This is a genomic window from Caballeronia sp. LZ034LL, assembly GCF_031451215.1.
GTDB lineage: Bacteria > Pseudomonadota > Gammaproteobacteria > Burkholderiales > Burkholderiaceae > Caballeronia.
Genome location: NZ_JARUXR010000003.1, coordinates 987,892 through 1,000,107, shown reverse-complemented (window position 1 = coordinate 1,000,107; position 12,216 = coordinate 987,892). Strand labels below are relative to the sequence as shown.

13 protein-coding genes and 1 pseudogene are annotated in these 12,216 nt (G+C 65.2%); 7 read left to right on the top strand and 7 right to left on the bottom strand.

The genetic code is table 11. The features are described from left to right. Positions 1-58: 58 nt before the first annotated feature. The 4 genes from QCE83_RS25690 to QCE83_RS25675 all read left to right on the top strand — a co-directional run bounded on the left by QCE83_RS25690 (position 59) and on the right by QCE83_RS25675 (position 3,998). Entirely contained in the window at positions 59-1,513 is a 1,455-nt protein-coding gene (locus tag QCE83_RS25690; protein WP_309818046.1) for an ATPase domain-containing protein, read from the top strand. A 15-nt stretch (positions 1,514-1,528) separates the two neighbouring features. Continuing rightward, entirely contained in the window at positions 1,529-1,900 is a 372-nt protein-coding gene (locus tag QCE83_RS25685) for a response regulator (protein WP_309818045.1), read from the top strand. 75 nt (positions 1,901-1,975) lie between these two features. Then, positions 1,976-2,335 carry a response regulator gene (locus QCE83_RS25680; RefSeq protein ID WP_309818043.1) on the top strand — a complete coding sequence of 120 codons (360 nt, stop codon included), beginning with the start codon at positions 1,976-1,978 and terminating at the stop codon, positions 2,333-2,335. Between the two features lie 46 nt (positions 2,336-2,381). After that, a complete protein-coding gene (locus QCE83_RS25675) occupies positions 2,382-3,998 on the top strand; it encodes an ATP-binding protein (RefSeq protein WP_309818040.1) in 1,617 nt (538 codons plus the stop codon). Between the two features lie 23 nt (positions 3,999-4,021). On the opposite strand, the gene QCE83_RS25670 is transcribed toward QCE83_RS25675, so the two are convergent. The 4 genes from QCE83_RS25670 to QCE83_RS25655 are packed head-to-tail and all read right to left on the bottom strand — an operon-like array spanning position 4,022 to position 6,968. Further along, positions 4,022-5,140: an NADH:flavin oxidoreductase/NADH oxidase gene (locus QCE83_RS25670; protein ID WP_309818036.1), complete on the bottom strand. Its 1,119-nt coding sequence runs from the start codon at positions 5,138-5,140 to the stop codon at positions 4,022-4,024. 56 nt (positions 5,141-5,196) lie between these two features. Next, positions 5,197-5,697: a lactoylglutathione lyase family protein gene (locus QCE83_RS25665; RefSeq protein WP_309818034.1), complete on the bottom strand. Its 501-nt coding sequence runs from the start codon at positions 5,695-5,697 to the stop codon at positions 5,197-5,199. A gap of 54 nt (positions 5,698-5,751) precedes the next feature. Next, positions 5,752-6,441, bottom strand: coding sequence for a type 1 glutamine amidotransferase domain-containing protein (locus tag QCE83_RS25660; protein WP_309818031.1), 690 nt, complete (start codon positions 6,439-6,441; stop codon positions 5,752-5,754). Next, positions 6,438-6,968 carry an SRPBCC domain-containing protein gene (locus QCE83_RS25655; RefSeq protein WP_309818028.1) on the bottom strand — a complete coding sequence of 177 codons (531 nt, stop codon included), beginning with the start codon at positions 6,966-6,968 and terminating at the stop codon, positions 6,438-6,440. The genes QCE83_RS25660 and QCE83_RS25655 overlap by 4 nt, the downstream gene beginning before the upstream one ends. Before the next feature lie 85 nt (positions 6,969-7,053). Here QCE83_RS25655 and QCE83_RS25650 point away from each other — a divergent pair, with 85 nt between their 5' ends. Next, complete coding sequence (locus QCE83_RS25650; RefSeq protein WP_309818024.1) at positions 7,054-7,962, top strand: LysR family transcriptional regulator; 909 nt, start codon at positions 7,054-7,056, stop codon at positions 7,960-7,962. Positions 7,963-7,966: 4 nt separating this feature from the next. On the opposite strand, the gene QCE83_RS25645 is transcribed toward QCE83_RS25650, so the two are convergent. Then, a complete protein-coding gene (locus QCE83_RS25645) occupies positions 7,967-9,109 on the bottom strand; it encodes an L-dopachrome tautomerase-related protein (RefSeq protein ID WP_309818021.1) in 1,143 nt (380 codons plus the stop codon). 107 nt (positions 9,110-9,216) lie between these two features. Here QCE83_RS25645 and QCE83_RS25640 point away from each other — a divergent pair, with 107 nt between their 5' ends. Next, positions 9,217-9,948, top strand: coding sequence for a hypothetical protein (locus QCE83_RS25640; RefSeq protein ID WP_309818018.1), 732 nt, complete (start codon positions 9,217-9,219; stop codon positions 9,946-9,948). A gap of 75 nt (positions 9,949-10,023) precedes the next feature. Next, entirely contained in the window at positions 10,024-10,971 is a 948-nt protein-coding gene (locus tag QCE83_RS25635) for a hypothetical protein (protein WP_309818013.1), read from the top strand. A 9-nt stretch (positions 10,972-10,980) separates the two neighbouring features. Here the strand turns inward: QCE83_RS25635 and QCE83_RS25630 are convergent, their stop codons facing one another. Together QCE83_RS25630 and QCE83_RS25625 are read right to left on the bottom strand one after the other, a co-directional pair. Further along, on the bottom strand, positions 10,981-11,928 hold the full coding sequence (locus QCE83_RS25630; RefSeq protein WP_309818011.1) for an ABC transporter substrate-binding protein: 948 nt from the start codon (positions 11,926-11,928) through the stop codon (positions 10,981-10,983). A gap of 82 nt (positions 11,929-12,010) precedes the next feature. Next, positions 12,011-12,216: pseudogene (locus tag QCE83_RS25625) on the bottom strand (ribose ABC transporter permease); the annotation flags it as partial.

Here is a 12,216-nt window from a genome sequence, read left to right as displayed (position 1 = left end):
CGCGGGTAAGCCGGTGACATTCGGTTGCTCCACATCTTCGCTTTCATGGACCCAGGCAATGGATAACACGCTTGCGCGCTTACGCAGCGACGTCACCGGACTCGACGAAATCTGTGGCGGCGGCCTCGTGGCAGGCTCGTCCTACATCATTCAGGGTCGCCCTGGCGCAGGCAAGACGATTCTTGCGAATCAGATCGCGTTCGCACAGGCTCGCCAGGGCCGCAAGGTGCTGTACGTGACGCTGCTGGCCGAGTCGCACGACAGACTGTTCCAGTCGCTCTCGACGCTCGACTTCTACGACGCGCAACGCGTCGGAAACGGCATCACGTACATCAGCCTGTTCCGCACGCTGCGCGAAGAGGGACTCTCGGCGCTGGTCGCCACGCTGCGCACCGAGCTTGCCCGGCAGAAAGCCAGCATCCTCGTGCTCGACGGCCTGCTCAACGCGCGCGAAAGCGGCGAAAGCAATCTCGACGTCAAGACTTTCGTCGCCGAACTCCAGGGGCACGCGGCCTTCACCGGCTGCACCGTGCTGTTCCTGACGAGCGCGCGCATCGACGAATCCAGCCCCGAACACACGATGGTCGACGGCGTGCTGCAGATCGAGGAAATCCTCGCTGCGTCGCGCACGGTGCGTCAGATCCGCGTCGCCAAGTCGCGCGGCAGCCGCGCGATGGGCGGGCTGCATCTGTTCGAGATCGGCAATCGCGGCATCGTCGTCTACCCGCGGCTCGAAGTCGCGCTGGCACTTCCAACCCGGAGCGACCCTGCACCGCCCTATAGGATCCCCACCGGCATCGACGGACTGGACGCCCGTCTCGGCGGCGGCATTCCGGCAAGTTCGGTCTCCGTTCTCGTCGGCCCGGCGGGCAGCGGCAAGACAACCTTCGGACTGAATTTCCTGCAACTGGGCACGCCGGAGGAACCGGCGGTGCATTTCGGCTTCTATGAAACGCCAGAGCGCCTGCAAACCAAGGCGCACGCGCTCGGCCTGAACTGGGAGCAGCGCTGTGCATCGGGCGCGCTCAAGGTCATCTGGCGACCGATGACCGAGAACCTGCTCGACAAACTCGCCTACGACCTGCTCGACGTCGTGCGGGCGAGCGGCGCAAAACGTGTCTTCATCGACGGTCTGGCCGGCTTCGAGCGCGCTACCGTGGACCCGCATCGCATGGTCGAGTTCTTCGCGGCGCTCACCAACGAACTGCGCGGCCTGGGCGTCACCACGGTCTGTACCTGGGAAGTGAAGGAACTGTCGGGGCCGTGGATCGAGAATCCGTCGCCGGAAATCCTGAGCCAGCTGGACAACGTGATCGGCATGCAGCATGAACTCGTCGACGGCGTCATGAAGCGGGCCATCGCGGTGCTCAAGGTGCGCGACAGTCTCTTCGACACCACCGTGGCCGAAGTCGGCATTTCCAGTTCGGGCAAGGGTGTACACGTGATCGGAACGCTGCCGCTGAGCGACGTCGTCGTCGCAGCGGGGGGGAACATCAAAGCGCGCGGCCGATAGCCGTCGCCGGTCTGCATGTCTACTCTGGTCGTCGTCGATGACGAATCCCTGATTACCGATTCCCTCACGTTTCTCCTGCAAGACGAGGGATATACGGTTCACGCCGCGCCCAACGGAAAAGAGGCGCTGAGCCTGATCGCGCGTGTCCATCCGGCGCTCGTCGTGACCGATTTCATGATGCCCGTCATGTCGGGCCTGGAGCTTGCGAGGGCGCTTCAGCAAGACGGCCCGACGATGCCCATCGTCCTGTGCAGCGCGGTGCCGCACGCAATTCCGCCGGACGAGGTTCACCGGTTCGCCGCCTTGTTGCGCAAGCCGTGCGCGCCGGCTGACCTGATTGGAACAGTCGCGCGGTACGTTCAGGTTCAGCGCGGAGCAACGGAGTAATGCCGTGCTGAACCCCAGTAAATCGGTCGAACCGCCGGCAGGCAGGGTGGCATCTATCGTCGCTGTGAGCGCCAAATGACGCGTATCCTTCTCGTTGATGATGAACCGGACTTGCTCGAAGCGTGGAGTTTCGCGCTGGAACTCGTCGGTTACGAAGTCGAACGCGCGGGCGGCGCGCGGGAAGCATTGCTCGCGATGCAACGCCGGCCTCCCGACCTTGTGATTACCGACCTGATGATGCCTGGCATGAACGGCGAGGAACTGAGCCGCGTGCTGCGTCAACACCCTGAATGGGAGCACATTCCGATCGTGCTGCACACGTCGGCTCATGTCGATGCGTCCGCGTTCACGGCCCTGTGGAACGCGGTTGTGCGCAAGCCCGCGCGCATGGACGACTTCCTGGCGACCGTCGCCAGACTTGCAGAAGGTGGCTGACGATGCACCGCTTCGAACGCAGCGCTCGCGACAGGCGAAGCCCCTGATGGATCAGGCTACGCGAAAGGACGGTTCGGACGTCTGGGCAGCGGCGGATGACTTGCGCATCTTCGAACGGCTGCTCGACCCTTACCTGATCCTCGATGCCGACGGCGCGGTCGTCAGCGCGAACGCTGCATGGCGGACGCTGTTCGCATTCCCTGAAGACGCGGCGCCGGACGGCCTACTGGCGGAACAGCGCCGCAACTGCGAGCATCTGATCGTCAATATCGCGGCCAGTCTGCGGGCCGGACAGCGCCGGTCCTCGCCGGTGTTCCGTCTCGACGGCGGACAATCCACCGAAGAAACAACCTCAAGCACCGCTCCGGCAGTGCGTCACTGGCAGATCTTCGCGCAGCGGGTTCCGGCGACGCAGGATCTTCCGTCCCACGTCGTCCTTCGCTTCGAGGACGTGACCGCCCGCACGCTGGCCGGCGAGGGCGAACGGCGCGAGAAGGCGCAGATGCGGTCGAATGCGCGTCTGCGGAAAATCCTCGTGCAGGAGACGCAAAAGCAGCTCGCGGATCATCTCGGCCATTTCGAGGAAGCGCTGGCGTTCGCGGGCGTCGGCGCCTGGGAAGTCGATCTGATGGCGGGCACGGTGAAGTGCAGTGAACGATGCCGCCGCGACCTGGGCCAGGATCACGCCGACGAACTCACGCACGCGTCTTTCCTCGGCGATACCACCGAGCAGTTCGCGGCCCACTGGCGCCTGCTTCAGTCCGGACAGCCTTTCGAGTTCGAACGGCTCGTGCAGACGCACACGGGCCATCGCTGGGTGCTGATCCGCGGCATGGCGCGGTTCGATGGTGACGTGACCGTTCGCTCGGTGGCGGGCTTCACGCTCGACATCACGGGGCGCAAGGAGCGGGAGATCGAGGCGCATGCCGTCGCGGGCGAAGAGCGCTCGGGGCGCGAGCGGAGCGAAGCGCTGGCGGCCACCATGGACCGCTTCATCGCGGCGGTGAGCCATGAACTGCGCTCGCCGCTGAATGCCATCGTCTCGTGGGCGGAGTTGCTGCAACTCGTCGCGGATCCGAATCACGTCGCCAAGGCCGGCGATGCCATTCGCCGCAACGGTCGGCAGTTGTCGAGAATGGTCGATGATTTGCTCGACAGCGGCGCCGTCGTGACCGGGAAGCTCTCGGCGAATCTCAAGCCCATCGATATCGGTCCGCTGGTTGCGATCGTGGTCGAAGACATGCGCAAGCTGGCCGAGCACAAGGGGCTGCAACTCGATATCGCGGAGTTGGGTTCCTGCGTCGTGCTGGCCGATGAAAACCGCCTCGGACAGGTCGTGTCGAACCTGCTGACCAACGCGATCAAGTTCACCGATGCCGGCAGCATCACCGTGTCGATGAAGGTGCTGGACGATCACGTCAGCATCCAGGTGCGCGATACGGGGCGCGGCATCGAGCCGGAAGCCCTGCCGCGCATTTTCGACCGCTTCGAGCAGATTGCGCCGCGCACCAGCGGACGCGTCGGCGGGCTGGGACTGGGGCTGTGGCTTGCCAGACAGATCGTCGATCTGCACGGCGGCATGCTGGATGGCGCGAGCGACGGCGCCGGCCTCGGCTCGACCTTCACCGTCCGCCTGCCGCTGATGCAGCCCGGCGGCGAATGAAGCTCAGGCCGTAGGCATCACCATCACTCCACCGGCTCGCCGTTCTGCGGGCCCGGATAACGCGCGAGCCAATAAGCGTACTGCTCCGGCAACAGCGTCGACGACTTCGCAACCTGCAACTCGCGCGCCGCGCGGAACGGGTAATGCGGATCGGCGAGATGCGCGCGGCCCATCATCGCGAGATCGAGTTGCGACGCTTCGATCGCGCGATTCGCTTCGGCCGGCTCGTCCATGCCCCACGCCGTCGCGACGGCAATGCCCGCGCCTTCGCGCACGCGCGCCGCGATGGGCGCCATGAACCCCGACGACCACGGCACACTGGCCTGGATCGTCGAGAAGCCCATGCTGACGTTGAGCAGATCGAGTCCGTCCTGTTTCATGCGGCTGACGAGATCGATGGCTTCGGCGAGCGTTTCCTCGTCGCGTCCGTCGAATTCGATGACGCCGAAGCGCGCCGTGAGCGGCAGACGCTCGGGCCAGACAGCGCGCACCGCATGCAGCGTTTCGATCAGGAAGCGGCCGCGTCCTTGCGCGTCGCCGCCGTATTGATCCGTGCGCTGGTTGGCATGAACCGAAAAGAAGCTCTGCGCCAGATAGCCGTGCGCGAAATGCAGTTCGAGCCATTCGAAGCCGGCGTCGCGCGCACGCACGGCGGCCGCGACGAAGTCCGCCTTGACGCGGGCGATGTCGTCGAGCGTCATTTCGGTGGGCACCTTGTCGAGCTTGCCCCCGAACGCGATGGCCGACGGCGAGAGGGTCTGCCAGCCGCGCGCGTCGCTGTTCGGAATGTGATCGTCGCCGTCCCACGGACGATTGGCGCTGCCCTTCCATCCGGCATGACCGATCTGGATGCCCGGCACCGCGCCGGCGCGCTTGATGGACGCCGCGATGCGCGCCATGCCTTGCGCTTGCGTGTCGTTCCACAGGCCGGTGCAGGCGGGCGTGATGCGTCCTTCGGGCGACACAGCGGTCGCCTCGACGATCACGAGCCCCGCGCCGCCGCGCGCGAGACTCGCGTAATGCACGTCGTGCCACTCGGTGGTGACGCCTTCGATAGCGCTGTACTGGCACATCGGCGGAACGGCGATGCGGTTGCGCAGCGTGATGTCCTTGATCGAGAAGGGGCTGAAAAGCGCTGCCATCGATACCTCGTTGAAAGTGGTGCGGTTGCGGGCCGGTCAGTGCCGGTCAGTGCTGGTCAGTTATAGGCGCCGGCCGAATAGGTCAATTCATAGCTATGGCTATAGATCTCGAGAATGTTGCCGAACGGATCTTCCATATAGACCATGCGATAAGGCTTCTCGCCCGGGAAGTACTCGCGCACCGGCATGCGCTGCTTGCCGCCCGCAGCGACGATCTTCGCGGCCAGTCCTTCCACGTCCGGGTCTTGCACGCAGAAATGGAATACGCCGGTCTTCCAGTATTCGAAGTTGTTCTCGGGCTTCTGCGCGTTGCGAAACTGGAAGATCTCGACGCCGATGCGGTCGCCCGTCGACAGATGCGCAATGCGGAACGAGCCCCAGCCCGCGCCGAAGACATCGGTGCACATCACGCCGATGGCGCTTTCATCTTCGGTGATGGTGGTCGGCGGCATGATGAGATACCAGCCCATGACTTCGGTGTAGAACTTGACGGCGGCGTCGAGGTCGGTGACCGAGAGGCCGATGTGCGAGAACGCGCGCGGATAAGGCGTGAGCATGGTGCGGATTTCCTGGGTGAATGAATGGCTGGACCGGGCGGGCGACGCGGCGCGTCACGCGATGGCTTGCAAGGTGAGCCGCGCAGCTTCTTCCGACGATGCCGGGTTCTGCCCAGTTACGAGCTTGCCGTCGCGGATGGCATGCGGCTGGAAGTCCGCGGCGCTGACGTACTGCGCGCCGAGCGAGCGCAGGCGGTCTTCGAGCAGGAAGGGAACAGCGTGTGTGAGTCCGGCTGCTTCTTCTTCGCTGTTACTGAAGCCCGTCACCTTGCGCGCCGCGACGAGCGGCTGGCCGTTGGCGTCCTTCACGTTGACGAGACCCGCCGGGCCATGACAAACCGCGGCCAGCACCTTGTTCTGCGACCAAGCGTCCGACAGCAGGCGGGCGAGCTTTGTACTCGCCGGCAAGTCCCACATCGTGCCGTGGCCGCCGGGCAGGAAGATCGCCGAGTAAGGTGCCGCGTCCACGTCGTCGATCTTCTTGGACGCTTCGACTTGCTGCATCGCGTGCGCATCGTTCCTGAAGCGCCGGACGCTGGCCGGCTGATCCGCTTCGGCGTCGATCGAATGCGGATCGAACGGCACCGGCCCGCCCGCGATCGATGCGATATCGACGTGCACGCCCGCATCGACGAACGTGTAATAGGGCGTCGAAAGCTCCTCGAACCAGACGCCGGTGGTGCGGCCGCTGTCGCCCATCGTCGCGTGCGAGGTCACGATCATCAGGATCTTCGCGGCGCTCATTGCACGCCTCCCTTGCTCGACCGCGTCGCGCGCGCCGCCGCGACCATGCCGTCCAGCCAGTCCTGATGGCCGTTGATCATCGGGTTCGGACGCGTGCTCGCCAGTTGCTTGGCCGGTGCGCCGTTCTGCGTTTCCTGCGTGAGGATCCGCACGCGGCCGCCAGGAAGATCTTCCAGCAACCACGCGTGATGCACGTCGAGGCGTGAAGCGGCATCGCCTTCCACCCAGCCGTGCCATGCCACGCGCGCGGCTTGTCCCGGCGCGGGCGGCACATGTTCCGTCACTTCCGCCTCGACCGGAAAGCCGAAGGTCGTGAAGCGAAAGCGCGCGTCAAGGACGAGGCGCGGTCCGTTGCCATCGTGAAAACGGATCTCGGACGCGTTGCTGTAGTACGTCGGCCAGTGGGTTGTGTCATCGAGCAGCGGCCAGACGTCGGCGACGCTGAGACCCGCGACGATCACCTCGTTCGAGGCGAAATTATCGGAGAAGCCGGGCACGTAGCCCTCGGGCCAGTGGATGGATTGCATGGCGTTTCACAAGAGAAAGTTGACCACGCAAATGATGAGCGCCGCGCTGAAATAAATCCAATTACATGTCATGATTTCAGTCATCATGCAATCTGATATCAGAAACATCGATCTGAACTTGCTGCGCGCGCTGGATGCGCTGCTGGACGAGCGCAACGTCACGAAAGCCGCGCGCAGGCTGGCGCTGACGCAGCCGGCCGTGAGCGGCATGCTCACGCGTCTGCGCGAAAGCTTTGGCGACCCGCTGTTCGTGCGGACGCAGCGCGGCATCGTGCCGACCGAACGGGCGCTGGAACTAGCCGTTCCGCTCAAGCAGGTGTTGAGCGATATCGAAACCATCTTCCGCGCGCCCGCCTTCGATCCGGCCAGCGCCGACATGACGCTCACGCTCGCCGCCACGGATTACGCGTTGCAAGTGGTGATCGTGCCGTTCATGGAGCGGTTGCGGGAACGCGCGCCCGGTGTGCGCATCGCGGTGGTGCCGGTGCGCAACCAGCTCTTGCAGACCCAGTTCGAACGCGGCGATCTCGACCTCGCGCTCGTCACGCCGGATACCACGCCGCCGGAGTTGCACGCGCGCCGGCTATTCGACGAAGGCTATGTCTGCGTGATGCGCGAGGGGCACCCGGATGCGCACACGGGCGCGTTGTCGCTGGATCGCTTCTGCGCGCTCGATCACGCGCTGGTGTCGTACAACGGCGGCGCCTTCAGCGGCGCCACGGATCAGGCGCTCGAACGTCTGGGGCGCGCGCGTCGCGTGGCGTTGTCGGTGACGAGCTTCCTCGTGCTGCCGCGCATTCTCCAGCGCAGCGACCTGATCGCGGTCGTGCCGCGCCGGCTGGTGCAACCGGGCGATGGCCTCGTGATCGTCGATGCGCCGGTCGAAGTGGACGGCTTCACGAAAACCATGGCATGGCACGAACGCACGCATCATTCGCTGGCGCACCGATGGATGCGGGACATGCTGTCCGACGTCTGCTCCGCGCTGGATTGACGTGTCATGTGCCTGTCACCGGGCCGCCGAGCGCGATGCCGTCGAAGCGCTTGGGCAATGCGATCGAATAGATCACGAAGGGCGCCTGCTGGTGCGCGGCATTCTCGCCGATGGCCTGCTTGACAGGGATATACAGGTGCCGGTCATGGCTGATGAACGAGCCGTCCGGACGAACGAGCGTCGGGTCCGATGCCAGCACCGCCGTGCGGCCCTCTGGCGACAGCACGGTGATGTGATGCGTGACCGTCTCCGAGAAGTAGACGTTGCCCGCCGAGTCCATGCAGCAGCCGCCGGAGAAGCGGTTATCGAAGACGTGCTCGACGCGCGCGGCCAGTTGCGCGTCGGACAGGTTCGCATCCTTCAGGAAGCGTGTCTCGATCCGGACCAACGGCCCGGTCGGCGAGGCCCAGTAGAGCCACTTTCCATCGGACGTGATCTCGATCATGTCGCTATTCGGCGGACGGAATGTCTTGCCGCCCTTGACGTGCGCGAGGATCGACGGGATCTCGGTCAGTGAGGCTTTCACGTGCGGGTCGCCGGACAACCTGCGCACGGTCTTGCCGGTCGTCATGTCATGCACGATGATCCCGCCCAGGCCCGAGTCGGTCAGGTACATCGTCGAGCCATGGAAGCGCAGGTCGTTCAGCTGCGCGCCCGGCGGCAGAATCGTGTCGTCGAAGCGCAGTACGTCCAGCACCTTGCCCGATTGCGTGTCGAGCCGGACTACCTTCTGCGCGCCGTGGTCCAGCGTTTCATTGACGTGCGGGAAGGCATCCGGGCTGAGCGAACCCTGATCCACGCACCATACGGTATCTTCCGCGAAGATATGCACCGAGTTCAGATAGACGAAGGCGTCGCGGCCGTCGTCGCCCGGCTTCCAGTCGTTCCAGGCGTTCCCCGGAAATGGGACGAGCCGGCCGTCAGGCTCGCGCCGCGCAAGCGACGGCGTGGGCGTGTCGCGCGCGTAACGCGGCAGGCCGAGGAACAACATGTTCGAGCGCGTCAGCGCGACCTGGTTGGCCATCCACGGCGATCTCACCGCTACGTTCAGCTTTAGCGGCGCTTCCTGAGCGTGCAAGCGGGGCGCCGCGAGACTCGCGCCCGTTGCGGCCATCAGCGACAGGAATGCGCGTCTGTTCAACTGCATCGATGTCCCTCGGGTTCGGTTGCGAAAGCGCGTCATTCTACGGGTGCGCGCCTTGCGAGTGCATATCGAGCCGTGGCTGTGTTCCCCAACCTTTCTGACGTCCACTCATGCGCGACCTGAACTTCAGTTCCTGGCAAACCCTTCTTTCGACGCTCTTCACGCTGGCCGTCGTCACGCTGATCGGCGTCGGTGTCCGCTTGCTGCTGATGCAGACGGTCCAGCAGCGGCGTGAGCGTGCCAACCGGCAGATCAACGAACGGCTGCGTACGCTGATCGCCGCGTACAAGACGCTGGGAGGATCGTTCACCGGCAATCTCGCCGTCGATCCGACCCATCTCAAGGATCTCAGGCGCGCTTCGATGGCCGTGCCGCCCGCCGTCGATGACGCCCTTGCCGCGCTGGATGATTCCAACGCGGCACGCGATGCTCACGATCCGGGCAAGACGGAAAGGTCGCGGCGCATCCGCGACTCGGTGGAGGCCGCGCTGGCCGACATCATCTTGCTCGGCACGGAGGAACAGGTGCGCCTGGCCGCTCATGCCGCGACCGAAATGGTGCAGGGACGGCCGATTCATACGGCTGAACTCGTGATCTCGCTGCGCGATTTCATCCGCGACGCGCTCGATCTGGATGCGGTGCCGGTGACGGTCCGCATTCCGGCACAGGGTCCGGCGCGGCCGTCCGGGGCCAAGGGCAAGCAGGGCGAGAGTCAGGGAGGCAAGGGCGGAGGCGGCGGCGCGGGGCTCGGCGGAGGAGGAGGTGGTGGAGGTGGCGGAGGCGGCCTGCCCGGCAGCCATCATGCGGACGATACGGATCCACATCATCCGCAAAACAGTTGAAAGGCGCGTCGTTTCAAGGCTTGCCAAGTCGGCGCACGTTGAAGCGGGCCACTATCATCTGAGTTGGAAGAAAGAATGGACATCCACTCGATGGGAGGCATCGCCATGCACCGGCGGCTGATGACGGCGTTTGCTACAACGATGCTTCTGGCGGCCTGCGGCTCGGTCGCCCCCGTTACGACAACGGCGCAGAAGGTGCCGCTGACGGGCACGCCGAACAGCGTAGCCGTGCGCGATTCGGACGGCGCGGTGTTCGTCACCGATGACGACAGCAACGGCATCCTGATGACGCAGCACCTCGGCGAAGCGGAAGCGCCCGCGTTCTCGCCCTACGCGCGCCTGCCGGCGGCGGACGGTCAGCGTGTGAGCCTGAGCCAGATTGCGTTCGCGCCGAACGGGCATCTGCTGGTGGAGCGCTTCGGCTTCGGTTCGTCGAGCGCCGTGTTCGATGTCGCGCCGAGCGGTCAGGTCAACCTCGCGTCCGACACGAATGCCGCACGACGTCGTCTGGGTCTGCTGGTGCTCGATGGCGGCACGTTCCTGTCGAGCTGGTTTTCGAAGGAAGGCGACGCGCCCGCGACGGGCGGCGTCAGCATCATCACGCGCGGCGCGGCGCCACGGCAGGTGATCGAGCAGGATATCGTCACGGGCCTGAAGAAGCCGGTCGGGCTCGCGCTGGCCGGCGATACGCTCTATATCAGCGATCAGGCCGCGAACCGCATCTATCGCGTGGATTTGCCGGCGGCGCGCACCGCCGACGCGCCGCTCGCCGCCAGCGATGTCTTCGCGACCGTCGAAGCGCCCGACCTGCTGGCCGCGGCGCCCGACGGCACGCTCTACACGAAATGCGGCGCGCACGCCGTATGCAGCTTCTCGAAGCGCGGCCGTCCGACCGTCATCGCGGACGATCTGGACGCCCCGCGCGGCGTCGCCGTGGACGTGGCGCGCAAGCGGCTGGTCGCGGTGGATCGCTCGACTTCGCCCAGCCGGCCGAGCGCCCTCCGCGTGCTGCCGCTCAGGTAAGCACCGCGTTCAGCGCGGCGACGACCAGCCCTTGTAGTTACCGACGTTCTCACGCGTGATGAGCGTGGAGGGCATCAGGATCATCGTGCTGCTCGGCTTCTTGCCGTTCATCAGGTCGTAGCCGACGCTCACCGCCTGCTGCGCCATCGACCACGGGTCCTGGCTCGCGGACGCCTGGATCATGGTGTCGGACTTGAGCGCGGACTCGATGTCAGGCGCGCCGTCCACCGACGTGATCACAATGTTATTGCGATGCAATTGCTTCGCCGCCAGATCCGTGCCGATGGCCTGCGGATCGTTGATCGCGAACACGCCGTCGAGTTTCGGGAAGCGCGTCAGATAACCTTGCATCGCATTCATGCCGCCTTCGCGCGAGCCCTTCGCGTCCTGATCGTCGGACAGGACCTTGATGCCCGGGTTCTTCGCCAACACGCTCTTGCAGCCGTTCACCCGGTCGATCACCGCCGACACTTGCGGCCCGTTCTCGATCACCACGTTGCCCTTGCCGTTCAGCTTCTTCGCGAGGAAGTCGCACGCGAGTTCGCCGGCCTGCACGTTGTTGGTCTGCACGGTGGCATCGGCGCCGGCGGCCGCGACGTCCACCGCGACCACCACAATACCCGCCGCCTTGGCCTTCTTCACGGCCGGCTCGATCGCCTTCGGGTCCACCGCGTTGATGAGGATCATGTCCACGTGCGCCGAGATGAAATTGTCGATCTGCGTGAACTGCTTGTTCATGTCGTAATCCGCCGACACGGCCGTTATCTTCGCGGCCGGATTGATGGCCTTGGCTTTCGCTTCCGCGCCTTTCGAAATCGTCACGAAGTACGGGTTGCCGAGCGAACCGACAGTGACGCCGATCGATTTCAGTTGCTTGTCGGCGGCGTGGGCCGGGATCGACAGGCTGAGTCCCAGGGCGAGTGCGACGCCGGCGAACAGCGGATTGTGCTTGCGCATGGTGTTGTCTCCAGGTTGGTCCGTTCGTGTTTGAGTCGGGCGCAAGCGGACCCTGCAAGCGCCCGGATGGAGGATGGAAGAATCAGGTGCGGGCCGAGCCGCGCTGGCGGTAACGGTCGAGCGCCACGGCGCCGATGATCACCAGGCCTTTGATGATGTACTGCCAGATGTCCGACACGCCAAGCAGCACGAGACCGTTGGACAGCACGGCGATGATGAGCGCGCCCACCAGCGTGCCGACAATCGACCCGACGCCGCCGACGACGCTCGTGCCGCCGAGAATGACTG